Genomic DNA, 24,590 nt, shown 5'->3' with positions numbered 1-24,590 from the left:
TCTACTAATCCAAAATAGGATAAAATCTTTGTTGCCTCAATAATTATTTCTTGATTAAAAGTAAATTTAATAGTCTTTTCAGGAGTAATTGAGCTAGAATATTCATTTATAATCTGCCCTTTGTTAATTAGGTAAACCCGATCGCTAATATCCGCTACATCATCTAAAATATGACTAGATAAGAGAACCCCTATATTTTTTTTCTTTGTTACCCCTTTTATATATTTTAAGATACTTTTAATCCCATTAGGATCCATTCCATTAGTTGGTTCATCTAATATTAAATAATTTGGATTGTTTAACAATGCTAAAGCAATTCCCAGCCTTTGCTTCATCCCTAAAGAATAATCTTTTACTTTTTTAGATAAATAATTCTCCATTTGAAGGGAATGTATAATTTCTTCAATATTATTATCTTTATCACTATATAACTGACTAAAATATTTCAAATTATAGTAACCAGTTTTATTAGGAAAATATTTTGGTTTTTCAATTAAGCTACCTATTTGAGTATATTCTTCTTGAGAGAATTTGATTTCACCATTATACTGTACAATGAGTCCTGAGATAATTTTCATTAATGTAGTTTTTCCCGCCCCGTTAGGACCAACTAATCCAACTATTTCACCATTTTTAATATTCATGTTTATAGAGTCTAAGACTCTTTCTCTTTTATTAAAGTTTTTTGATAAATTAGTAATTTCAATGCTCAAAAGATATCTTCCCTTCATATAATAATTACTTAAATGTCTAAAGATAATATACATGGGATTTTATTATTCTTATATCTAAGTAAAGTATAAGCAATTCCAAATTTCCCAAGCATAAAGTTGTTAATAGGTAAAGAGTTTTTTATCCCAGATTGATATCCAAACTTAGTAAGATTATCTATATAACTAGAAAATGTAGCATCAATAAAATGGCTTAAATAGTCCCTAAAACGTTCGTTTAAGGAACTTTATTTATATCTATCTAAACTAATTGAAATACGTTTAAAACCAGTTCCAAAACTCATTACCAAAAATAAAGTATCATACCAAACATTAAATACCGTTTATGGAACCTTCTTAACGTACAGAAAAACTAAGTTTTTTTAATAAAAAATTCCTTATCTTACGAAATTCGCGTTTTGTTGGCGGGATCCCATCGCTATCAAGCTAACAAATGCAACAGATCCAGTGTATTTTAGCATACTTGTAACTATAGTAGTATCAATAAAATGCGGATTATATTACAAATTGTGGATATGAATATTGCATGTCTTTTTTTCAATTGAATATTGACAGTGAAAATATTCGCAACCATCTGCTGTATTGTTTAGAAAAAATAAAAAAGAGATCCGATAGGTTCTTTTGTCATAATTGATTCCACAATGCATATATTTAGTATGATAAGTGTTTTTGGAGGTGACGTATGTCAGAAGAAAAAGATTTACAAGGTGCGGCAATAGACCCAAGCTTACTCGGTCCGACACTTCCACCTATTCCACCATTTACTTTGCCTACAGGACCAACGGGACCTACAGGAGTAGCCGGAATAACAGGCCCCACAGGACCAACGGGTCCTACAGGAGTAACCGGAATAACAGGCCCCACAGGACCAACGGGTCCAACTGGATTAAACGTAATTGAATCTGCATTTAGAGCTTCTAAACAAGGACCACTAGAGGCACAAGCATATACCGCAGGGGATGATTTAGTTCTTACATTTAATAATGAACAATTTGATTTTGGAAATGAATTTGACGGTGTTTCAACATTCCAACCAAATCAAGACGGAGTATATTCATTAGCAGCAGGTGCAAGATTTAGCCCTAGTAGTACATTAGTTAGTTATGGGTTTTCATTCAATATTTTACTTAACAATGTTGAAGTTATAGTTGCAACTAATAATGTGGATTTTTTTGCCGACTTACTTGTGAATATTTCCAATATATATGGATTAAAAGCAGGAGACAGTGTGCAAGTTATATTTCGTGCTACTACAAATGGAAGTATTGTGGGCAATCAATTTAATCCAACATTCTTTGCGGCATCAAGATTTCCTTTTACAAGCCCGATTCCATAAACTTATTATTGTGTATGAAACAAGAGAGCCAAATGACTCTCTTGTCATATTTGGGGTATCACCACATCCAGCAACTTAAGAAAAGTAAACACCCCAAAAACAAAAAATGAGCTGACTTCTCAAAATAACTAACTGCAGAGAAAGAAAAATTTCATTTAGTGGGTACTTCAAAACCTTAGCTTGATGGCGATGGGGCGAGACCCCATTACTATCAACTTAAGAATTGATAGTAATGAGGTATTTAATTTCTTATCTTGATGAGTATGGGATACTGCCAGCATTTCTTCTATCTTCTATATTCTTGTTGTAGGGTGTTATAAAATTCTTAAGTTAATAGCCCTTGAGTGGCATACATAGCAGAATTAACGAGTAAATGTAATAATCTCATCAACAGCTTTGATATAACCACCTGCCTCGCGGAATGATTGACTAATTTTTTTGGCATTCTCTTTGTAAATCGAATGCTGCAACACTTCATTAACGGCATGTTTTAGATCCTCGGCCGATAATTGCTGGATATTTAACATAAATCCTGCGCCAAGTTCGTATACTCGCTCAGCAATCGTATGCTGATCATTTATAAATGGGAGCATAACTAGAGGTACTTCAAAATAAAGTGATTCACTTGTGCTATTCATTCCACAATGACTAATAAATACATCCGCTTGACGCAGTATATCTAATTGTGGAAGATAGTTACCAACAATAAAATTATCAGGTATATCTCCTAGCTGCTCCACTGTTAATTGTTTGCCTATACTAAGTACTACTTTTGCATTGAGATCTTTTAAACCGACGAAACATTTTTGATAGAATTCAGGCTGATTATTAATTATGGTTCCCATAGAAATATAAATCACACGTTCTCCTTTTAATTCATCAACCGAAAAATCATTTAGAGTTTCATTTTCAGCAATGGAAGGACCGATAAAAATATAGCCATCCTTAAAATCCTTGCTGTTTCTTTGAAAATAGCGAGAAGTAAAGACAATATTCAAATCGCCTGAACCCGGACAAAGTAAAAAATTATCAGATAGGGATACTTCATATTTTCCTTCTAAATATTGTTTCCTTTTTGCTATTTCTTCTAATTGCAAAAATGCTTGTAGCATGGCTAAACGTTCCTGTTTTTGTTCTATGTTTCTTGTTCCTGTCAGGTTCATATTCTCTTTTAGTTCTTGTGAAAAAGCAAACGTGGTCCAAGTTGCAATAGATGCTAAACCTCTATAGTGAGCAACCCATTTTCCAGGTAAAGACTGTGCATCATAGAGGATGTAATCGTATGTTTCTTTGGAGATTTCTTCAAAAATGGAATCAGTAATTCTTTCCATAGCATGAAGGAAGTATAATAAGTACTCTTGAGGATGGGAAGTCATAAGATTCATAGTTTCCGAAAGCTCTCTTTGTGCCTCTTGATTGATGGGACGGAATTGTGCACCTGCTTTTTTGATTTTTTCTTCAAAATCATTTGATGAATAATAGACAATGTTGTCTCCACGTTGTACTAAATCCTGTACTAATCCTAATGTTGGATTTAAGTGTCCTTCTCCACCTATATTGATGTAAAGTGCTTTTTTCATCTTTATCCCCTCCAGTAAATTTGATATCGTTAAACATAAAAGGTAAACGTTTTTTTATTTTGTTTGAATTATAACAAACGAAGTTAATAAATGTCTATTTTTATTTTTGAATACTCTTAATTTTTAGAGGGTATTTTATTTAGATAACTTGATGGATGTGGCGAGACCCCACATCCATCAAGTTAAGAAAAAGAAACACCCCAAAAACAAAAAAATGAGATGACTTCTCAAAGTAACTAACTGTAGAGAAAGAAAAATTTCATTTAGTGGGTACTTCAAAACCTTAGCTTGATGGCGATGGGGTAGCACCACATGCCCATCAAGCTAAAATTTTATAGTACCCCAGAACGAAATTTTGTACTAACTTGTAACAAAAAAGCTCATTTTTTCGTTTTGGGGTATATGCTTTTCTTTTTTTGATATGGCGATGGGGTCACCATATCAAAAAAGAAAATTGTGCTATAGACATATTTTTCGACCACTTCCTGTTCGTTAAGGGACTCGTTATTTTTTTACAGTTTTTTATTATGAAATTCTAAATAACTAATTATAATAGGTGAAAAAACGATCAATAGCTGGGGTACGGAAAGGATTCGAATTTACATTCTTTCTCAATACATATTATGGATAAATAAAGTAAAATATGGATTGGGGTTATGTCTCCTGTTGTGTTAATCCTAACAATAACTACGGGTACATAATATGCTTTCATACCTTTGACTAATTTTGTTATAAAAGGGATGGAGATTTAAATGGCTCAAATTGTTGGTATTGATAGATACCTTTGTACTGGGGCTTTAATCTATATGCGTGAGGGCCTTTCCCTAAGTCTTGTCAGGAAGTAAGGAACAGTAAGCAAACACTTATACAATATGAATAGAGGAGAGGAATGCCTTATGAAAATACGTAGTCAAATTACTTGTGCAAGTCTGGCCCTTTTAATAGCTGGAAGTTCCCTGTTATATACAACACCAACCTCAATTGTAAAAGCAGAGCCCACTCAAAATGTATCTAGTTCGTTACAAACAAATACTCAACGAGATCGTACTTCCGTCAAGCAAGCAATGCGGGATACATTGCAACTTGGATACCCGGGGATACTTGCTAAAACTTCTGAGGGTGGAAAAACGTGGGGGTATGCCGCTGGAATAGCGGATCTGAGAACCAAGAAACCAATGAAAACAGATTTTCGCTTTCGCATTGGGAGTGTGACTAAGACGTTCACTGCAACAGTTGTACTTCAATTAGTTGGAGAGAATCGCCTGAATCTAGACGACTACATCGAAAAATGGTTACCTGGTGTCATTCAAGGAAATGGATATGATGGTAACAAGATTACTATTCGGCACATATTGAACCATACAAGTGGTATCGCTGAATACTCAAGGTCAAAAGACGCTGATTTTACGGATACAAAAAAATCGTATACGGCTGAAGAGTTAGTGAAGATGGGGATTTCTTTGCCCCCAGACTTTGACCCAGGAAAGGGCTGGTCTTATTCAAACACAGGATACGTATTACTGGGTATTCTTATTGAAAAAGTAACTGGAAACAGCTATGCGGAAGAGGTTGAAAATCGAATTATTGAACCACTTGAATTGTCGAATACATTCCTACCAGGCAACTCAAGTGTTATTCCAGGCACTAACCATGCCCGTGGATATGTCCAACCAGACGGAGCAAGTGAGCTAAAAGACGTTACTTATTATAACCCAAGTGCAGGTAGCTCTGCTGGAGATATGATTTCTACTGCTGACGACTTAAACAAATTCTTCTCTTACTTGCTCGGTGGCAAATTACTGAAAGAACAGCAACTAAAACAAATGCTTACTACAGTTCCTACAGGAAAAGAAGGAATCGATGGATATGGTCTTGGAATCTATGAAACTAAGCTTCCAAGCGGTGTCTCGATATGGGGGCACACAGGTGGCATTCTAGGGTTTACTACCTTTGTTGGAGGTAAACTTGGAGGCAAGCATACGTTGGTCGTCAATTGGAATAGTTTGGGTAGAACTGGCAGTCCTAATCCTTTTAAAAATATTTTACTTGCTGAATTTAGCAAGTAGGAAAAAAGGAAAAATTCATCGTAGTTTTCATAGTTAAAAACATACTTTTCTGGTTCAAAAGCCCCAACTTATTTTTAAGAAAAATTTGGGGCTTTTTTTGTTTTGGTGGCGTTTATTCTTCTTAAGTTGATAGCGATGGGGACGGCCCCTCTAACCCTTTAACTGAAAGAAAACTTGTTTAATATTGCTTCAGTACCAAGTATGACCGTGTTAAGCTCATTCCCTCGGCTATCTTGTCCCCTTCTGAAATAGAGACTGCGTAAAAAATTCTTGCTGTTCACGCGAGCAATCACCTGACTGCGACTTCTCGGCAAATTGCAGCATTGCGCTAAGCCGCTAATCCAATTAGCGATTTCTTGATGTGGAAGTAACTCTTTGTCAATCATCGTATCCACGATGTTTACCAACCGCTCATCATCCTCATCGCTAAAAATGTGTCTACCATTATGAAGCATGCCAGAAATAGCGACAAGAACCTCACGCAGCATTGCGACGCTGCTCTCCTCGCACTGCACCAGCTCAACAAAAACATCCGCACCATGAGACGCGCTGTGAGCCCAGCCTCCTACTGAAAGGTAACCTCGCAGATCCTTCTCCTCTTTATAATAACGGAGCATCACATGCATTAATTGCTCAATTTCCGCTTGATTAAAAAATGGATTCTGTCTGTGGCGTTGCACAATCAAAGCGATAGGTAAGGCAGAGAACGTCCTTGTAAAAACTGACCGATCATCCTCGCTACCAATACCATAGAACAAATGGTTCTCATCAGTCAGAACAGTTAAGAGGCTTCGTAACTCCTCTTCACTGAATCTATTCTCTTCCTTAATCCACATATAAAACATCGAATAAATCAGGTTATCCCGTAATTCTGGCTGAGGATCTCCAATATATTGAAGTAACAAAGGTAAGAAATCTTGATGCTGCTCACCTTCGTGTAACTGATACTCATCCTTCTCAATTCTTTGTAAATCCAGCATCAATTTAATCCTTGTATCGCTCATTTCCCCATCTCCTTCAACATTAACATAATCTCCTCTATAACAACTTCGGGCTCATCATGATGAATATAATGTCCACTTCGACTAGCAATCCGGTACTTGCTTGACGTTGATAGCCATTGGAATTCTGCTTGGAGTTTTTGCTCAATTTTCAATATTTCTTGAGATGGCCATCCCTCTTCAACATTGTCAGGTAAACCTCTTGTAATAATTGCAAGAGGGAGGTTACTTTGATTTGAATGATCAACGATTTGCTTATAACTTTGTATTTTATCAATCTTCTCACTATTCAACATAGGATTCTCGTAATATTCCCTATTTCTTGCAAGCAGATTTTCGGGTAGAACCTTTTCATAGGCAAGTTCTTTATATTCCGGTGCAGCGTCAACCAAAACCATACCACAGATGTTCAGTGGATAAAGGCTGGCATATAATCTAGCGACCAAACCACCAAAAGAATGCCCCACCAATATATAGGGCTTCTCCACTTCAAGCGCTAGCAACAATTCGTTGAGCTCCTCGACTAGATCATAGCAAGTCGTCGGGACGGATGCGAATTGACTCCTGCCAATACCCGACCTGTTATAGGAAAAGGTTGATGTTTTTTGCGATATTCGGTCTTGGACTTTTTTCCATGTCTCATAGCTATCGCCTAACCCTGCTATGAAGATTACGCTTGGAATACTGTTACGTGAATATTTATTTAATAGTCTGCGGTTATCACAGATATCAATTATCTTTTCATTTTGTATAGTCACTTTTAATCACCCAGTTCAATTATAAGCTTCACACTATCATTATTTCTATAATAATTTGATTATTTTATTTTTTGCGAACTTTCCTGTTTTTTATTTTGTAACTTCAGCTGAAACTGAAGAAGAACAAGTAAATGCCTTAAGAAAAATTTTAATTGCATTTCATGATCGATTAACTAGAGAAGAAGTTTCGATTTTTGCCCAAAACGATCATTTATTTTCTAAATTTAAACTTCCTTTAAATATGCTATAAAGCCCAGAAAAGCCTAATTTAGATGAGTTTAAACTATATATCACTAAGATTTTTTATCAAGAATTTGAATTGAAATACTTATTATTAAGTTTAAAAAACAATGTATTTTTGTGAATGTCCGTGATTATCTTTTAGAGCAATTAAAAATGAGTAATAACGTTTGATTATATAGATATATAAAGGTGGCATAAATAATTATTAAACGGCTATTTGGTACCGCTACATCGCTATAAAACTAAGGTTTTGCACTATCCATAAAGCAAAAAAGGCGTTATCCTTTCTGTAGAATTATAGGAAAGGATGGCGTTTTTTATGTCTGTTTCTGTGTCTGATGAATTACAACTATTTGCTCATGAGATTCAAAGCTTTTTATCTCCAAATACCTTACGGGATCTTGCTAGAGATGTTGGTTTTGTACAACGAACTAGTAAATATCAAGCAAAAGATTTAGTCGCTTTATGTATATGGATGAGTCAAAATATCGCTACAACCTCTTTAGCTCAGTTATCTAGCTGTTTAGAAGCATCCACAGAAGTACTCATCAGTCCAGAAGGACTGAATCAACGGTTTAATACATCAGCCGTTCAGTTTTTACAACATATATTGACTAACCTTCTAAATAAAAAATTAACTTCATCTATGCCACTTTCTTCTCCATACACCTCTGTTTTCAAGCGTATTCGCATTTTAGATTCCACTGCATTTCAGCTTCCAGATATATTTTCAACCATTTATCCTGGGGCTGGAGGATGTAGCCATACTGCTGGGATGAAAATTCAACTTGAATATGACCTATTAAGTGGACAATTCCTACATATCCATACAGGTCCAGGGAAACAACATGATCGAACCTATGGTTCTCTGTGTGTTCCAACTGTAACACCAAATGATTTATGTATCCGTGATTTAGGGTATTTTCATTTAAAAGATCTTCAACATATACAAGATAAAAAGGCTTACTATATCTCTCGTATTAAATCCAATACACGTATTTATCAAAAAATCTCACACCTGATTATTTTCAGGATGGAAAAATCAAGAAAGGTACAGAGTATATACAGATAGATATGGAGGCATTAATGAACTCTCTCCAACCAGGGCAAACCTATGAAATATCCGATGCTTATGTAGGAATGACTGATAAAGTACCAACTCGTGTGATTGTTCATCGACTTACAGATGAACAACAACAAAAACGATTGCAAGATCAAGCTGTAAGAGAGAAAAAGAAAGGAATAAAGTATTCCCCTTGTAGTAAACGTCTCAGTAGTATCAATGTATATATGACAAATACCTCTACAGATACTGTCCCGATGGGACAAGTACATGATTGGTACTCTTTACGTTGGCAAATCGAGATTTTATTTAAAACATGGAAATCATTCTTTCATATTCACCATTGTAAAAAGATAAAACGAGAAAGATTAGAATGCCATTTGTATGGGAAACTGATCGCTATTCTCCTCTGTTCTTCTACTATGTTTCAAATGCGTCAATTACTTCTTATGAAAAAGAAACGAGAGCTGAGTGAATATAAGGCCATATATATGATTAGAGATTATTTTTTTCTTATTTATCAAGCCATACAGAAAGACACCCAAGAATTATCAAAGATTCTCATTCGCCTGTTCAACCTCCTACAGCAAAATGGGCGAAAATCTCACAGATATGAGAAGAAAACAGTCTTTGATATATTAGGTGTCGTTTACAATTATACCATTTCTGAAGATCAAGCGGCCTAATTCAAAAAATGAAACCCGATAGGGTTTATTTCGCATGCAAACCTTTAAATTCTCTAAGCCTGGCTTTTAGAAAAAAGAAATAATCTCTACTATACTTGACATTGTATAATCTTAGCTTGATAGCGATGGGGTAGCACCAACAAAACGCGAATTTCGTACGCTAAGCAATTTTTCACATAGAAAAAGCCGATTTCCTGTAAGCTAAGGGGGAATCAGTTTTTTACTATTAATCTGTTTGTAATGGTCGAAAGAAGATTATAGAAAAGAGCGACTGAAAGGTTATAGGTATGAGTTGAAGTTGTTGTAAAGCATCTTCATAGATTCTCCACTGACTAACGTGACCTAATTGATACTACGAAATAAAAAAACATCCTGCATGTTTGAACCATGCAGGATGTTTTCTAGTCTTTGTTTTTCATAATGTAAGAAACCAGACGAAGGATCTCCAGGTATAACCATACTAATGTCATCATAAGTCCTACTGCGCTGTACCATTCCATATACTTTGGTGCTCCACTATGAGTACCATGTTCAATTGAATCAAAATCTAGTAATAAATCTAATGCAGCAACAACAATTACAATTGCACTTATGATAATACTAATTGTCCCCCCTTGATGAATATATGGAACAGTCACCCCTAAGATGCTCAATAAGAAAACAATAAAATACATAATAAAAATTCCTAGTGTTGCAACCGTTAAAACCGCACGAAACTTTTTAGTTACTTTTACTATTCGAGTTGCGTATAACACTAACATGGAAAATAAAATCGAAATTGTTAGTAATACAGCAGTTAAAGCGATAGAATCACCAAAGCGCATTGTATAATATGCTGAAATACTTCCTAATAAAACCCCTTGTAATATTGCGTAAATCGGTGCGCAAATTGGGGATATGCGCGGAATGAATATAACTACAAAAGCGACAATTAGAGTAGCTATTATAATTCCAATTAACACGGGTATTTTCATTGTCCCTTGTGTCATCTGTACGTAGGAATAGACAGACGCTGCAAGAAGTAAGATAAGCAAAATGAATGTTTTTCCTATCGTTCCACCTATTGTCATCGTAGAAGCGCTTGTCTTCTCTTCATGGAATTTGTCTTTTTTTAACATTGGATTAGATGTTCTCATGCTTTCCTCCCAAAATATCTTTTACTTATAAAGTGATTTTTTATATCTCTAATTTCTTATTGATAATGCGACCTGTAATCGCTACGAGTACAATTATTAACAAGCAAGTAAAACATAGACCCAAAATAGTGAAATCTTCAATAGGGTAAAATGATGTATCAAAAAAATCATTCTTATCCATGAACCCAGAACTTTTAATAGTAACTGCATATTTCTCTAATTTACTTAACACATTCATTACTATTGTTTGTATTGTTGAAAAGATAGCAACGAAAATGATGAATAAAATTATTTTACTCATCCATGACTTCACTGGAAACAGCCTTATAATGGCTATGATAAAATAACAAGAAATAAGGATACTCATGAAATCGATTCCCCATAAAAGAAAAGCAAATATGTGTTGGAAGATTCCGTAACTATACAACTTGTGATATTCTTGTCGAAATTCTCCGGTTACTTCCCCACCATAAAGACTCGGATTATAACCAATTACTTTTCCATCATAAAGACTTTGTGAAAAATAATATGAAAAAATTAAGCCTATACCTAATAAAATAATAAACATTAATGTAAAAAATAATAAATTCGTATATATATATTTTCGGGTTGGGATGGCTGTATAACGAATCATAGAATTTTTTAATATTTTATTGAAAGAAGGCAGCGCTATTAGAAGAAGTAATAATGCAGCTATACCAATTATTATTAGGTATATGAGTAATACTAAATCCTTTAGAAACGGAGGTAGTACCCTTGAGAGTCCTATCGTACTAAATAAAAGAAGTAAAGAAATAATAATAAAACCAGAATAAAAGACTGCTATTTTTTTTCTATTGCACTTATATAAATAGAGAAAAAGTGGGTTCATTGCTCAAACACCTCCCTAAACAACTCATGTACTGCTTTTCCGTGATGAAAACGAATTTCCTCTACATTTTCATGTAATATAATAGTTCCGTCTTTTAAAAAGATTACTTCATCAAATATATTTTCGATTTCTTCTATTAAATGAGTTGAAATGAGAATGGTACAATCTTCTCGGTAAAATTTAAGAATTAAATCTAGTACATGTTTTCTAGAAACAAGATCAATTCCACCCAATGGCTCATCTAATATATATAACTTTGCTTTCCTGGAGAAAGTTAAGATAAGTTGTAATTTTTCCACTCCACCTTTTGATAAAGCAACTATATGCTCTTCTAATGGCATTTTAAACTCAGCTATTAAGTCCATTGCTTGATGTAAATCAAAATCACTATAAAAATCCCGATAGAAAACTACAGCATCTTTTATCGTCATCCACTCGTCAAAAACAGGACTATCAGGCATAAATGAAACAATTTTCTTTGTTTCTATTCCTACCTTCTGACCTTCAATTGTGATAATTCCTTTAGAAGGATAACGCAAACCAGCAATCATTTTTAATAATGTCGTTTTTCCGCTACCATTATCACCAACAAGACCAATAATTTTCCCTTCAGAAATTGTTGCACTCAAATCTTGAAGCACTGTTTTTAAGTTATATCTCTTCCACAGATTTTCAATTTTTAATAACTCTGTCATTCGTTTTCCTTCCTTTTCTTTTCTAATGAAGAATGGAGGATTGCAAGAATTTCTTCTTTCGTAAATCCTAAATTGTCCATTCCATTTATAAAATTATCAAGCAACTCTGTTGCCATTTCTTTGCGTAGTTCAGTAATCTTTTCTCCTTCACTCGTTACAAATCTCCCTGTTCCTCTTCGTGTCACAGCAATGCCTTCCCGTTCTAGCTCTTGAAATGTGCGTTGAATCGTATTTGGATTTACTTGTAATTTACTGGCTAGTTCACGTACAGCTGGAATTTTATCACCCGATGCTAAACGACCAGTTACAATTTCTTTTTTTATGTATTCCATTACCTGAATGTAAATCGGGATATTAGGAGAAAAACCACTTTCCATTTCTTCCCTCCTCAGTATTAGTGTACTAGACGAATAATACACTAATACTGATTGCGTGTAAATGGTAATTTTTCCAAACTATATATAATAAATAAAAGATAATATCTGGAAGAAATACGGCCAAAAACCAGTTCTTAAACTCATTACTAAAAACAAAATCCCATAACAAACATTAAATGTCGTTTATGGAAATTTGTTAACGTACGGTAAAACCCAGTTTTTTAACTTAGAAATTCCTTAGCATACGAAGTTCGCGTTTAGTTGGCGAGACCTCACTATTAACTCGCCTATTAATTTAAATGTAGCTCTGTTAATCTCGAAATACACTTTCAACTTACCAACTCTGAATTTTATTTTCATCTGCCTCACTCTCTTTTTTGATTTGATAAATTATTTTAGTTAATCGGACACGTAAATATAATTCTTAAGCTGTTCGAGTGATTTTTATGTAAAAGTAGCAATTGTTCATAACAACCAAAATAACAGTGTTTTGAATGTATACTTTTTTGGATGTTTATTCGAAATACGAAGAAATGTTATAAACACAGTGATTGAAATAAAACCAAAGTAAACTTTTGGGTAAAAGTTTACTTTGGAACTTATAATAGAAATCCAACATATAATGGCCATGAGCATTTACAACATAGTTTTAGTCAGGGCAATAAGAAAAACCACAGCAATTGTTGTGGTTTTTCTTATTGATGAAACTGAAAGTAAACTTCTATTCAAAAGTTTATTTTCGGATATTGTATTATTACTGGCTAAGTAGTTTAGAGTTTTTTGTCCTATGTTGAAAAAGTTTAGACTTTCATGTCCCGTTATTGAGACATGAAAGTCTCTACAAAATTTACGATAATGTCTATTTATCAACGATTGTTCATGAGATTTTAGTGTAGCCTTTCATGTCTTTCTACATGTAGAAAGACATGAAAATGGATACTTTTTAGACACGAAAGTAGATACTTCTTGAATATCTTTCGTTACTAATATAAATTCCAAATGAATTTTCACTTCACATTTAATTAGGTTTTGCTGAAATGCAAAAAAAGAGAGCAAAACTCTCTTTTTCATTTAATCAATATTATTTTTTAAAATTTAAATAATAAAAAATAGCCAGTTAAAAGAGCGTGTTGTTATATATTTTGCTAAACACGCTCTTACAAATATTTAAACCCTGTATTAATTTCTTATTCCATTCATTTAACTTATTCATCCTTTTTTATATTCGGTTATAAGCTTTAAATTCATAACCTTTTTCTTTTAATCTTTTTATAATCTGTGAGCTACTACCATCCTGCACTTGCATTCATAGCAGATCCCATAAAATTAATAAATAACGGCCATAATAACGGCCACAACGTAAGAAGTATATTTAGAAGTATAAGTATACTATATACCCAAGGGAAATTATGATTTTTACTATTTACCAATACTAAAATCACTAATAATATTATGGGTATTAAATATAAAAATAGCATTATAAACCAATACCATGTCATTAAAGTAAGACTCAATGGTCCTAATATCTCGTGTACAACTCCGAATGATATTCCTAATGCTCCAAAACTAAAGGTTGTAATTATTGTTTTTAGAAGCACTTTAGCCAATTTTGAGTCGTACGTTTTTCTACTATATAGACCTATCACAATATACAACGATAGATATGCCATTAATACACCTATCCAAATCAATAGCCAGTCTGCATCTAACATAAAGATGTCAAACAGCGCCCAACACACCCCTACTATTGAAAAAACAAGGGAAATAATTATATATTTTAAAACTGGTTTCATATTCATTTCACGTCCTTTAAAAACTTAAGAATACATTATTAGCTTGTATTCTTCTTTTTCTACCGCTTTACTATAGTCTGTTGTATATTCAATAACAGTAATCTCTTTACTTCTAAGTAGATTCTTTTCCCACGTTTTCGCATCAGTTGACAGTTTGAAAATTAATCATAATTTATTTTAATTAAATATATATTAACAGTATATTAAGTATAAGTAAATAAAATTAATTTTAATTTAATATACTCCACTCATTTAATGGAGATTATTTATATGAACAATATTAATGTTGTTCAAAAAATTATGGCATTTCGAAAAGGTGCAGGATTAACTAGTAAACGTTTAGCTGAAATAGCTGATATAACACCTTCCATGTTAAGTAAGATTGAGAAAGGGATCACGAATCCATCCTTACAAACACTAAAGTTAATTTCTGTAGCATTAACTATTCCTTTATTTAATTTTTTGTTGGAAGATACTAATACAGAAGAATTAGTTGTAAGAGCGGATCAAAGAAAAAAATAACTTTCCCTGAAAGCGGTAATGTTTCGTATGAGTTATTCTCTCCTAATTTAGATGGATCACTGGAATTGGCTTTAATATGAATCTGCTACCTCAAACCGCTTCATCTCAAGTAAAACTATATCTAAATGATGAGGTTTTACTTCTCAATCCAGGTGATAGCGGTAAAATACATCACCATTTGCTAGTATTCTTCCATTACTTCTTTTTGAATCATACTCCCTCCTGTTCTCCATACAATATACCTACCTAGATTCAATTTATGTTTTAAATTGTTATTTTTTATCCACCTCAATCAAGCTAGCAAAACTAAATATCATTTTAATTTCTTATTATATAGACTATACTAATTTCTCTTCCCACTTATAGGTTTCGTTTAAGCTAAAAAAATATAGCCTCAAGAACGGTATCCTGAGACTCTATTTTTATTTTAGAAAGGACAGCATAATTTTCTCTATTTCTTCTTTACTTAAATCACCTGCAAGAATTATGACTTGATAAGCGCTATTCTTTCCTTTTGCAGGAACAATCATTTGCATTACTTTAGAGGTTTCCTCTGTATCAAGACTTTCAACTAAGGTTATTTTTGTACCTTCTAATTCATAATTTGTTACCTTTTCATTATACTCCGCAACTTTGTTCGACAAATTTTCTCCCTGATCTCCAACTGCAGATTGGTGCACAATATACACATTATCTTCACTTTGATATTGAGAAATAATATCGGGATTTATTTTTTCATTAGTCATCGGTGTTGTAACACCTTCTCCCGTTAATTTATACCCTTTTACCACATAACTTGGGGTCTTAATTGGAAAATCAAGATATTTCTGTGCTTCCTTTTTAGTTAATCTAAGTTCCGAAGAAATTCTCTGTCTAAATGGTCCAATTTCTTCACTGTTTTTCTTATATTTTTTTTGTTCTTCTGAGTCTAACTTTTCAGGACTTCCTACTAACTTTACTTTTTTACCCAAAGTATATGCTTCTGTTTCTAAATCAATATATCGTTCAAATTCTTCTTTTGTAAACAGATTTCGTGCCACAACGAGGTCTTTAAGTAAATTATTATACTCTCCCTCTGAAATAAAAAATTCTGCATCTGCCTGTTCTTTTGTACCAATCATTTTTTCTACAATTTGCTGTATAGGAATATCAGTTTGTGTTTTTAATTCTTTCATATTATTTTTCACTTCTATTTGTTGTTTCTCAGGGTTAGTCGGCTTATCAGCACGGGCGTTTAATAAGGATACAGATGAAACTGCAATCACTGCCACAGCCCCTATCGCAGACCAACGATATGATTTTTTTTGGAATTTTTTAATCATTAGAATTCTCCTTTTTAACGCTCTCTTGTTTTTACTAAAATTTGCTATACTTGGTACTTGATAATAACTTGAGTAGTGTTCCAATAGACTAATAATAGTATGTCCATACGCAATTTGTTCCTCTGAATCTATACATGTAAGAGCTAATGCATCGCATGCTAGTTCTTGATCTTCCCGCATACATGAGTAGGCATACCATAGAATTGGATTAAACCAATTTAAAATTAGTAAGCCATGCATAAGCCAGTTCACCCCAACATCTCTTCGCTTGATGTGAGCTAATTCATGATGGAAAATATATCGTAACTGTTGCTCATCTAATATTTTCATATGTACAGTTGACAATAACAACTTGGGACGAATAAATCCGAATACTGTTGGACTGGAAACCTTTCCAGATACAAATAGAGGGATATTCCGTTGAACAGACATAGATTGCTTACCCTTTTCAAAGATTTGGACAATCTTCTCGTCTGTAATAACAGGTTGTTTTTTTATGTAAAGTAATAAACGCCTGTTCATTATAAAAGTAGCAACGCTTAGAAGGATAACACCAGTAAGCCAAATGTATATACAGATTGTATAGAATGGAATCGTCTCATCATCCTGCTTTTCATTAATGTGTGTTTGTTTCTGGTTTGCCTGAGCAGTCTGTGTTGAACTTGAGGTATAAGTATCTTCTTTTGTGAGAACCTTTGTATCGTCTATGCCTTTTAATTCTTGCATACGTTCTTTTGTAAGAAAAATACTTACAGGATTTCGGCTAGAAATGAATGTATCATCATTTTTGTAAGTAAGAACAGAATAAATACTATAGGAACTATCAGGCGACCAAGGTAATACAAGCCTTATAATTAATATCATCCATAGCATGTATTGCCAACGTGGAGTTAATTTATTTCTAAACAAAACCTTAATACATAAGATTAGGACCACTAATATACTAGCCATAATAGAGGTCTCTATCAACCAATCAAAAAAATGAGGCAGATAGACATTTATAAACATTTCTATCATTATCATCTATCCTTCCTCTGATTTTCCTCAGTTTTCTCATCCAGGATACGTTTAAGCTCGTTAATGTCTTCTGAAGACAGCTTTTCTTCTTTCAAGAAATTTACTAGTAAAGGTTTAAATGCTGCACCATAGAAACGTTTAAGCAAAGATTTTGTTTCTACTTGTAAATAACTATCTTGCGAAACCAAAGGATAATAAGCGTACATTCGCCCTTTATCTTGATGGTAAGCAACTGCTTCTTTGTGAACTAATCGATTAATTAGTGTTCGAATCGTTTTGGGTTTCCAATCCATATTCTTCTCCAACTCTTCAATCACTTCATTTGCCGTTTGTGGAGATTTTGACCACAGTACTTTCATTACTTCTAACTCAGCTTCTGAAATTTTAGGTAATTCTTTCATTAGTTTATATTACACCTCCCTTGGATTACGTTTGTAATCTGTAACTGAATATTACACTTGTAATCTTGCGTTGTCAATCTTATTTTATATTTGTGAAATCCCTTCCTATGCCCATCAACATAAGAATGAAAGAAATTAACATAAGTATAGACTTTCATGTCCTCCTAATGAGATAAGAAAATAGATGCCTCATAAATATTTTTGTAAATAATATAAAATTGAATTTTAACTTCACACATAATTAGTATTTTCTATTTTTACAAAGTACCCACTTTGGTGTCTTCGTTTAAAAAAAGCACCCATTTTCTTGTCTAAATATCGAGACAAGGAAATGGGTACTAAATGAAATGTACCTGTAGATAATTTAGCATTTTAATCTATAAAATAAGTTCTTAGTTCCACTTTTGGAAATTGATTGGGACATGAAATTCCAAAATGAAATTTGATAGATTTACAAAACTAAATTCATTTAATCTTGTGTGAACGCATTGGTTTAAATACTAATTGTGTTTAATGATGTGAAGAATTTTAGAACATCTTTCAATAAAGAAGCCCTTTGTACTTTGTATAAGTTACTATGGACTTCTTTATTTTTACATCATATTTGATATATTTTATTGCTCTTAGTGATGCTTCTCAATAATAAATTTTGAAACTAACACTGACAATGCTTCTACTTTTTCTTTTATTTTGTTAGACTGATTCGATATTTCCTCGATTGATGCTGCTTGTGATTGGATAGACTGTACAGTTTGAGTTGTTTCCTTAGCTACTTGCGTGGCAGTTTCAGAAACACTGGACATAGAGGCATTGACTTCTTCTGTACCGGCAGACATTTCTTCTGTCGCTGCAGATACTTCTTGAATTTGACTAGTGATTTTATTAATAGCCGACAGAATGGATGAGAATGCTTGATCTGCTTTATTAGCTGTTTCTTTTCCTTCCGAAGCTTTTTGTTGGCCTTTTTGCATTGCAGCAACTGTATCTTTTGTATCTTGTTGAATGGCTTGTATTAAATGATTGATTTCAAATGCAGATGTTTTAGACTGCTCAGCTAAATTTCCTACTTCCGCTGCCACTACTGCAAATCCTTTACCGTTTTCTCCAGCACGTGCAGCTTCAATTGATGCGTTTAAGGCAAGTAGGTTTGTTTGTTCAGCAATATTAGTGATTGCATCCAGAGCTTTATCTATTTCTTGCGTACGTGTAACAAGCCTCTCAATTACTTTAGAAGTTTCTTCAACAACCTCATGAATACTATTCATCTGAAGTATAGATTGTTTTATCACTTCACTACCAGAATTGACTTGTTCTGTTGTTGTGACAGCCACTTCTGTAACCGTTGCTGAGGATTCAGCTACTATTTGAACTCCAGTCGCAATTTCTTCCATTGAAGATGCACTTTCTTGAATACTAGTAACTTGTCCTTCTATTTTTTTATCAACCTCAGAAATAGTTTGAACAACCTCACTTGATATATGAGATGCTCGTTTAGTATCTTGTAACATCCCATCGGTTGAAGAAATAACCTCCTGTGTTGTGTTTTTTACTTCTCCAATTAATTGTTGTAAGTTATCCAACATGTTATTAAAAGATTTCACAATGCTTCCCAATTCATTATTTGATTTATAAGAAGTACGTAACGTTAAATCACCTGCAGATACCCCTTCCATATCTCTTTCTAATAGTACAATTGGTTGTTTAATCGCACTTTTAATGATATAGCCAATAAAAATAACAATTGCAATTGCTATAATGGAGATACTAATAAACAGCATCATGGTATTTGTTGCACTGTCAGTATTATTTTTTTGTAATTGATCTGCATTATTATTATTAAATTGGATAAGTTCGCGAATTGCCTGAATTGACTTTTTCATATTAGGATCAACCTCTTTTAGGTAATAAGCATATGCTTCTTCATTATTAGATTGTCCCAAATCTTGCACTTTTTTCAGTTGTGTTCTTAAGTCTTTGAATATTGTATAAAATGTGTTATACAATTCCTTTTCTCTATTAGAACTAACTCTTGTCTCAAACTTCTTTAATAACTGATCAGTTTCTGCACGAGCCACATCTATTTCTGTTAAAAGTTCTTTTATTCGTTTTTCATCTTTTGATAGGATCGTTTCCTTTACATTCATATTGATTAGATAAAAATTAGACTCTATAGCTCCTATCCACTGAATTGGTAATAAACTATCTTCATACATAGTAGTAGAAGCATGCTCCCCTTTTTTAAGGCCCCAAAATCCTAGTATAGATAATATGATACACGAGACACTTGCTATAACTACCATTACGTTAAGTGTTGTGCCAATTTTACTGTTTTTTAAAAACGACAATTAAATCCACCTCATTGTTATATAGTAATTAAGTAATCGAAAGTATAAAAATAAAGGACATTTGATTATTTTTTATATAATGAAAAATCCTATAATTAAATTTAAATAATAAAAAATAAATTTTTAAAAGAGCGTGTTGTTATATATTTAGGTCAACGCGCTCTTACATATATTTAAACCCTATATCAATTTCTTATTCCATTCATTTAAATTATAACTACTTGTTATATTCGCTTATCATGCCAGAAGTTTATTGAAAAATGATTATTCTCATCATAAGCTTCGAATTCATACCCTTTTTCTTTTAATCCTTTTATAATTGCTGGAACTGCCGCGACAGATTGCGGATGAATATCATGCATTAAAATAATTTCTTTTGAAGACGTCGCACCTGCTAAGACATTTTGAACAATTTTTGCGGACGCTACATCAACGGATAATTTATTGTATTTCCAATCTAAAGAATCAATTGTCCAATCCCATACTTTTAAATTATTTCCGACCACTTCATTTCGAAGTGATTCATTTAACCCAGGCATTGATCCATATGGTGGGCGTGTTAATTTCGGTGAGTTTCCAATAACATTTCTAATTAAAGATTGATCCTCTTTCATTTCCTTAACATATTCCTGATTGGTGTATAACTTTTTAAAATCATGTGTCATACTATGCATACCCACATAATGGTTCTCAACATGCTCTCGTTTCACTAAATCTGGGAACCTTTTCACATTATCGCCAATTAAAAAGAATGTTGCTTTCACATTGTTTTTCTTTAATACATCTAATAGGTCAGCTGTATATTTTCCTGGTCCATCATCAAAAGTTAAATATGCAACTTTTCTTTCTTTACCATCAAAACGATTAGGTATCGATTTTTTTAATTCATTTTTAGGTAGACTGCTCACTTGTTGAACACTGTTTACCTCTTCCGCATTTACCAGCTTAGGATTCGTAATAGATTGAAACATGTAATACCCTATTGCTACTAATGTAATAGCCAACAATATACTTATAATTCTTTTTTTCTTAAGCTTAATTTTCATATTATAATCTTCTTTCTATCCTATTATTCCACTTTATGTTGGTTAGTTATATTATTATATTAGTTTATAAAATTATTTAACTTAACAAATATCAATTTTGGATTACTTATTTTAATACTCTATATAGGTAAAAATTAGTGTCCTGCACTAGCATTCATGCCATTTCCTATAATAGTTAGAACCAAAGGATATAATACTGGTCCTAGGGTAAGAAAAATGTTTAAAATTACAATAAATGTATATAGCAGGCTGCATTTTTGACTATTTTGATGTGCAAATACTAGGATAACCAATGTTATTATAGTAATGAAATGTAGCAATAACATTATCAACCAATAATACATCATTATAGTAAGATTCGCCTTTCCTAATAGTTGGCATGTTAACCCTATTATTGTTCCTAATACTGTAGCATTAAAGGAAATAAACAAAATTCTTTTTAGTATTCTAGGTAATGTTTTGTGATCCACAGTTTTATTATATAAGCCTATTAAAATACCTAAAGATAGATATGCCAGTAATAGCCCTACCCAATCCCAGGTCCAATCTTGACCTCCCATTAAATTAAACAAAAGCGAAATAATCCCTCCTACTGCAAGAATCAAGGAGATTATAATGTTAGTTAAAGCTGATTTCATAATGTTTTCACTTCCTAAAAAATTTTATAATAAAGCATTGGTGTTTACTCATATATTGTCATTTACTTATTAAAACTTTTTTTAATTAACTAAGAACTTGTTTGATAGTATTCTTCCATTACTTTTTTTGGAATCATACTGCCTCCTGTTCCCTATACAATTTGTGTACCTTGATTCAATTTATGTTTTAAATCATTATTTTGTAAATAGCCTCTCCCCTTTTATGCAATTTAACAGGTCTAATCATTCCTGCTAATGTTGTTGGTTCCTCTTTACCCACTATTTCTTTTAATAGCTTATATAAATGATTATCATCAACTGTATAAGCCCCACTTAAAAATGGTTCCATTGCTTTCCCTACAAACCTAGATGCTATCCTAAATGCCAGTCCATCCGCTATTGCATTATTGTCAATCCCAAAATCTTATACAGAAATTCAATCATATAATCAGGTCATCATACTTAATGGTTCACATGGAAGAATAAGTATCAATCATTTCTCGTCTTATTACTATTCTCACAACTATGCAGGTGCTTGAAAATTAATCATACTTTATTATAATTAAGTATATTAACAACATGTTTAGTATAAGTGAATAAAATTAATTTTAATTTTATTCACTTATTTAAAGGGGATTACGCATATGAACAATATTAATATCGGTGAAAAAATTATGGCCTTTAGAAAAGGCGCTGGACTAACTAGTAAACGATTAGCTGAATTAGCTGATATAACACCTTCCATGTTAAGTCAGATTGAGAAAGGAATCACGAATCCATCCTTACAAACACTAAAACTAATTTCTGCAGCATTAAATATTGCTTTATTTAATTTTTTCTTAGAAGATACCAATACAGAAGAATTAGTTGTAAGAGCTAATCAAAGAAAAAAAATAACTTTCCCTGAAAGCGGCAATGTTTCGTATGAGTTATTATCACCTAATTTGAATGGATCACTGGAATTAGCTTTAATGAATCTGTTACCTCAAACCGCTTCTTCTATGGAGCCCATGGCACATAAAGGTGAAGAAATAGCATTTGTTATGGAAGGACAAGTAAAACTATACCTAAATGATGAGGTTTTACTTCTTAACCCAGGTGATAGTGTTAAAATCCCACCATACGCAAAACATAAATGGGAAAACACTTCTTTACACAAAGTCACTGTTATATTTGGAGTAACCCCACCATCTTTTTAATTTCAAGTACTAGCGCATAAAAGTTAGAGAAAATAATTCTCTAACTTTTTTGTATACATAACTATATTTAAAAAGTAAAAAACTTGTCTCATAATTATATGTCATTTAAATCTAAACGATTATGAGTAGTGAAAGGGACCTTTCTAATTACATACTTAATTTACTTTTTAATGTCCAGTATTTTTCTCCATTAGTGTCAAAAGAGAATTCCACCCATCCATTTGGATCTTCATGATAAATAAAGATGTTTGTTCCACGAGTTACTGTACCAACTTTATTTTCCTCGACCGCTACATCTGATTTACTTTTAATTTTTAAGTTAAATGGATACGGTACATGGTAATAAGCAGCTGTTGATACAACATTTGCTGTTGTCCCATCTTCATACATTTTATATGGAATGTTATTAGATAACACTTCAACATCTAATGTTTCAGGATTCTTAGGTAATTTTTTTGCAGATGTATAGTTTTCTGCACGGAAAGGTTTAATACGTTCCATAATATTTGCAATTTTTCCAGCCCAGCCTTTGTCTGATGCATATTTTACGTTCATACCAGCTAATGTTGGTCCATTATAATGCATGCCATCTTCTTCTAAATACCTTTCTCGTACATAATTGGCATTATAAGCAATACTGTCACCGTAGGTTGGTAAATATTTTGCATATTTAAACGGATCCTTATCATACGCGCGTAACCCAAATAAATTGTGTTTTCGATATGCGATTTCTGATTTTCCATATCCAGACTCTAAAATTGCATGTGCCGCTAAATAAAGTGCATTTACGCCGTATTGATCTTGCGCATTAATAAAGTCTTGTCCATGTCCGATTAATGGACTATCTGAATGGTATTCTGCAATAAAACTATCAATCTCTTGGGCAGTAATATTAGAAGACACTGTTAAGTTTAAATCTTTATATGATGTAGCAGTAATAATCTCATTTCCATCATTTAAATTTTGTTGCAACATATCCGTTTTAGCAGTAAGTTGAGCGGCCTCGGCGCGTGTTATAGATCTATTTGGTTGCCAGCCGTTATCCGTACCATTGGAAATTTTTAAGTCAATTAAGATATTGGCATATTTTTCACCCCAATGTCCTTTTAAATCCTCAAATTTACTTTGGCCATTTTCATGTGCTGTACTTTGTAGTTTATAGGCATTTACTAGCATCGTTGCCATGGCAGCGCGTGTTACTTTCCCAGATGGATTGAAGATGCCATTCCCTTCTCCTTTAACAATGCCAACTTTTTCAGCTGCAGCAATATACGGGGTAGCCCAATGGTTTTGTGAATCTGTAAAAGATGGTTTTGCATCGAAGTCAATTTCTATTCCTAAAACTTTTGTCATAATTTTTGTGGCCGAAGCTCTGTCTAATGAATCATGAGAACCAAAAATTCCATCTGGATAACCATTCAATACCTGTTTATTAACTAAATAATTAACGGATTTGTCCGCCCATGCTGGAACATCTGGAAACTTATGAGTATCTGCAAATGTATTAGATGAGTAGGATAGTAGACTTCCTGCAATAATTCCTGTAGCAATTAACTTGGATTTCATAAAATATTCTCCTTCTAAATCTTAATTCCTATCCATTTTCATGCATTTAATTTATATTATTCATTTATTAAGAAGTAATAATAAAAAATTGCAATAAATGTTGGTGAGCTTATTGAATAATTAACTATATTGTTAATGGATAATATATATAAGGAATTGCATAAATAAAGTTTTTTTATCCAAAAGAATATCTAGAGG

General features: G+C 32.8%; 19 protein-coding genes and 4 pseudogenes. 6 read left to right on the top strand and 17 right to left on the bottom strand.

The annotated features are described in order from the left end of the window. Positions 1 to 713: ABC transporter ATP-binding protein (locus ACO6VI_RS29540; RefSeq protein WP_422424844.1), on the bottom strand; the 713-nt coding region annotated here is incomplete at its 3' end. Between the two features lie 29 nt (positions 714 to 742). Beyond that, positions 743 to 916, bottom strand: a complete 174-nt coding sequence (locus tag ACO6VI_RS29535; protein ID WP_161519954.1) for a lanthionine synthetase LanC family protein — start codon at positions 914 to 916, stop codon at positions 743 to 745. A 497-nt stretch (positions 917 to 1,413) separates the two neighbouring features. On the opposite strand from ACO6VI_RS29535, the gene ACO6VI_RS29530 reads away from it, so the two are divergent. Continuing rightward, positions 1,414 to 2,067, top strand: a complete 654-nt coding sequence (locus ACO6VI_RS29530) for an exosporium leader peptide-containing protein (protein WP_422424842.1) — start codon at positions 1,414 to 1,416, stop codon at positions 2,065 to 2,067. A 362-nt stretch (positions 2,068 to 2,429) separates the two neighbouring features. On the opposite strand, the gene ACO6VI_RS29525 is transcribed toward ACO6VI_RS29530, so the two are convergent. Continuing rightward, a complete protein-coding gene (locus ACO6VI_RS29525) occupies positions 2,430 to 3,647 on the bottom strand; it encodes a macrolide family glycosyltransferase (RefSeq protein WP_161519946.1) in 1,218 nt (405 codons plus the stop codon). 896 nt (positions 3,648 to 4,543) lie between these two features. Here ACO6VI_RS29525 and ACO6VI_RS29520 point away from each other — a divergent pair. Then, positions 4,544 to 5,713, top strand: coding sequence for a serine hydrolase domain-containing protein (locus tag ACO6VI_RS29520; protein ID WP_422424840.1), 1,170 nt, complete (start codon positions 4,544 to 4,546; stop codon positions 5,711 to 5,713). A gap of 158 nt (positions 5,714 to 5,871) precedes the next feature. Here ACO6VI_RS29520 and ACO6VI_RS29515 read toward each other — a convergent pair whose 3' ends face one another. Together ACO6VI_RS29515 and ACO6VI_RS29510 are read right to left on the bottom strand one after the other, a co-directional pair. Next, positions 5,872 to 6,717 (bottom strand): DUF2785 domain-containing protein, encoded by an 846-nt coding sequence (locus ACO6VI_RS29515; protein ID WP_161520346.1) that lies wholly within the window; start codon positions 6,715 to 6,717, stop codon positions 5,872 to 5,874. Next, a complete protein-coding gene (locus tag ACO6VI_RS29510) occupies positions 6,714 to 7,472 on the bottom strand; it encodes an alpha/beta fold hydrolase (protein WP_063223208.1) in 759 nt (252 codons plus the stop codon). Before ACO6VI_RS29510 ends, ACO6VI_RS29515 begins: the two co-directional genes overlap by 4 nt. 55 nt (positions 7,473 to 7,527) lie before the next feature. Between ACO6VI_RS29510 and ACO6VI_RS29505 the strand changes: the two are divergent. Then, a pseudogene (locus ACO6VI_RS29505) lies at positions 7,528 to 7,886 on the top strand (DUF1878 domain-containing protein). A 148-nt stretch (positions 7,887 to 8,034) separates the two neighbouring features. Next, positions 8,035 to 9,464: pseudogene (locus tag ACO6VI_RS29500) on the top strand (IS4 family transposase). A gap of 401 nt (positions 9,465 to 9,865) precedes the next feature. Here the strand turns inward: ACO6VI_RS29500 and ACO6VI_RS29495 are convergent. The 5 genes from ACO6VI_RS29495 to ACO6VI_RS29475 form a co-directional block, all read right to left on the bottom strand. Then, a complete protein-coding gene (locus tag ACO6VI_RS29495; protein ID WP_161520345.1) occupies positions 9,866 to 10,600 on the bottom strand; it encodes a Bax inhibitor-1/YccA family protein in 735 nt (244 codons plus the stop codon). Positions 10,601 to 10,640: 40 nt separating this feature from the next. Next, entirely contained in the window at positions 10,641 to 11,471 is an 831-nt protein-coding gene (locus ACO6VI_RS29490; protein WP_161520344.1) for an ABC transporter permease, read from the bottom strand. After that, positions 11,468 to 12,166 carry an ABC transporter ATP-binding protein gene (locus tag ACO6VI_RS29485; RefSeq protein WP_161520343.1) on the bottom strand — a complete coding sequence of 233 codons (699 nt, stop codon included), beginning with the start codon at positions 12,164 to 12,166 and terminating at the stop codon, positions 11,468 to 11,470. Before ACO6VI_RS29485 ends, ACO6VI_RS29490 begins: the two co-directional genes overlap by 4 nt. Then, on the bottom strand, positions 12,163 to 12,543 hold the full coding sequence (locus tag ACO6VI_RS29480; RefSeq protein WP_161520342.1) for a GntR family transcriptional regulator: 381 nt from the start codon (positions 12,541 to 12,543) through the stop codon (positions 12,163 to 12,165). The genes ACO6VI_RS29485 and ACO6VI_RS29480 overlap by 4 nt, the downstream gene beginning before the upstream one ends. A 1,286-nt stretch (positions 12,544 to 13,829) precedes the next feature. Then, the gene (locus ACO6VI_RS29475) at positions 13,830 to 14,336 is read right to left on the bottom strand and encodes a DUF3902 family protein (RefSeq protein WP_000805763.1); all 507 of its coding nucleotides are present in this window, start codon (positions 14,334 to 14,336) and stop codon (positions 13,830 to 13,832) included. Positions 14,337 to 14,606: 270 nt separating this feature from the next. Here ACO6VI_RS29475 and ACO6VI_RS29470 point away from each other — a divergent pair. Continuing rightward, a pseudogene (locus ACO6VI_RS29470) lies at positions 14,607 to 15,027 on the top strand (helix-turn-helix domain-containing protein); the annotation flags it as partial. Between the two features lie 253 nt (positions 15,028 to 15,280). Here the strand turns inward: ACO6VI_RS29470 and ACO6VI_RS29465 are convergent. The 6 genes and pseudogenes from ACO6VI_RS29465 to ACO6VI_RS29440 all read right to left on the bottom strand — a co-directional run. Next, entirely contained in the window at positions 15,281 to 17,197 is a 1,917-nt protein-coding gene (locus ACO6VI_RS29465) for a M56 family metallopeptidase (RefSeq protein ID WP_422424837.1), read from the bottom strand. A gap of 2 nt (positions 17,198 to 17,199) precedes the next feature. Then, positions 17,200 to 17,598, bottom strand: coding sequence for a BlaI/MecI/CopY family transcriptional regulator (locus ACO6VI_RS29460; protein WP_097854132.1), 399 nt, complete (start codon positions 17,596 to 17,598; stop codon positions 17,200 to 17,202). A 623-nt stretch (positions 17,599 to 18,221) separates the two neighbouring features. Beyond that, positions 18,222 to 19,943 (bottom strand): methyl-accepting chemotaxis protein, encoded by a 1,722-nt coding sequence (locus tag ACO6VI_RS29455; RefSeq protein ID WP_161520340.1) that lies wholly within the window; start codon positions 19,941 to 19,943, stop codon positions 18,222 to 18,224. Between the two features lie 224 nt (positions 19,944 to 20,167). Further along, the gene (locus ACO6VI_RS29450) at positions 20,168 to 20,989 is read right to left on the bottom strand and encodes a peptidoglycan-N-acetylglucosamine deacetylase (protein WP_161520339.1); all 822 of its coding nucleotides are present in this window, start codon (positions 20,987 to 20,989) and stop codon (positions 20,168 to 20,170) included. Between the two features lie 134 nt (positions 20,990 to 21,123). Further along, positions 21,124 to 21,627, bottom strand: coding sequence for a DUF3902 family protein (locus ACO6VI_RS29445; RefSeq protein ID WP_422424835.1), 504 nt, complete (start codon positions 21,625 to 21,627; stop codon positions 21,124 to 21,126). Between the two features lie 89 nt (positions 21,628 to 21,716). Beyond that, positions 21,717 to 22,051, bottom strand: a pseudogene (locus ACO6VI_RS29440) (serine dehydratase); the annotation flags it as partial. Positions 22,052 to 22,271: 220 nt separating this feature from the next. Between ACO6VI_RS29440 and ACO6VI_RS29435 the strand changes: the two are divergent. Further along, on the top strand, positions 22,272 to 22,826 hold the full coding sequence (locus tag ACO6VI_RS29435) for a helix-turn-helix domain-containing protein (protein ID WP_088114181.1): 555 nt from the start codon (positions 22,272 to 22,274) through the stop codon (positions 22,824 to 22,826). Positions 22,827 to 22,973: 147 nt separating this feature from the next. Here the strand turns inward: ACO6VI_RS29435 and ACO6VI_RS29430 are convergent, their stop codons facing one another. Next, on the bottom strand, positions 22,974 to 24,392 hold the full coding sequence (locus ACO6VI_RS29430; RefSeq protein WP_422424834.1) for an S-layer homology domain-containing protein: 1,419 nt from the start codon (positions 24,390 to 24,392) through the stop codon (positions 22,974 to 22,976). Positions 24,393 to 24,590 lie beyond the last annotated feature (198 nt).

The sequence above is a fragment of the Bacillus sp. PSXD-155 genome (genome assembly GCF_049310765.1).
In the GTDB taxonomy this organism is placed as follows: domain Bacteria; phylum Bacillota; class Bacilli; order Bacillales; family Bacillaceae_G; genus Bacillus_A; species Bacillus_A cereus.
The sequence above is the reverse complement of the archived record's forward strand: the minus strand, read 5'-3'. Positions and strand labels throughout refer to the sequence as shown.

Coding starts and splice junctions, on each gene's coding strand:
- ACO6VI_RS29530 (WP_422424842.1), top strand. CDS start 1,414: ATGTCAGAAGAAAAAGATTTACAAGGTGCGGCAATAGACCCAAGCTTA.
- ACO6VI_RS29525 (WP_161519946.1), bottom strand. CDS start 3,647: ATGAAAAAAGCACTTTACATCAATATAGGTGGAGAAGGACACTTAAAT.
- ACO6VI_RS29520 (WP_422424840.1), top strand. CDS start 4,544: ATGAAAATACGTAGTCAAATTACTTGTGCAAGTCTGGCCCTTTTAATA.
- ACO6VI_RS29515 (WP_161520346.1), bottom strand. CDS start 6,717: ATGAGCGATACAAGGATTAAATTGATGCTGGATTTACAAAGAATTGAG.
- ACO6VI_RS29495 (WP_161520345.1), bottom strand. CDS start 10,600: ATGAGAACATCTAATCCAATGTTAAAAAAAGACAAATTCCATGAAGAG.
- ACO6VI_RS29490 (WP_161520344.1), bottom strand. CDS start 11,471: ATGAACCCACTTTTTCTCTATTTATATAAGTGCAATAGAAAAAAAATA.
- ACO6VI_RS29485 (WP_161520343.1), bottom strand. CDS start 12,166: ATGACAGAGTTATTAAAAATTGAAAATCTGTGGAAGAGATATAACTTA.
- ACO6VI_RS29480 (WP_161520342.1), bottom strand. CDS start 12,543: ATGGAAAGTGGTTTTTCTCCTAATATCCCGATTTACATTCAGGTAATG.
- ACO6VI_RS29475 (WP_000805763.1), bottom strand. CDS start 14,336: ATGAAACCAGTTTTAAAATATATAATTATTTCCCTTGTTTTTTCAATA.
- ACO6VI_RS29465 (WP_422424837.1), bottom strand. CDS start 17,197: ATGATAGAAATGTTTATAAATGTCTATCTGCCTCATTTTTTTGATTGG.
- ACO6VI_RS29460 (WP_097854132.1), bottom strand. CDS start 17,598: ATGAAAGAATTACCTAAAATTTCAGAAGCTGAGTTAGAAGTAATGAAA.
- ACO6VI_RS29450 (WP_161520339.1), bottom strand. CDS start 20,989: ATGAAAATTAAGCTTAAGAAAAAAAGAATTATAAGTATATTGTTGGCT.
- ACO6VI_RS29445 (WP_422424835.1), bottom strand. CDS start 21,627: ATGAAATCAGCTTTAACTAACATTATAATCTCCTTGATTCTTGCAGTA.
- ACO6VI_RS29435 (WP_088114181.1), top strand. CDS start 22,272: ATGAACAATATTAATATCGGTGAAAAAATTATGGCCTTTAGAAAAGGC.
- ACO6VI_RS29430 (WP_422424834.1), bottom strand. CDS start 24,392: ATGAAATCCAAGTTAATTGCTACAGGAATTATTGCAGGAAGTCTACTA.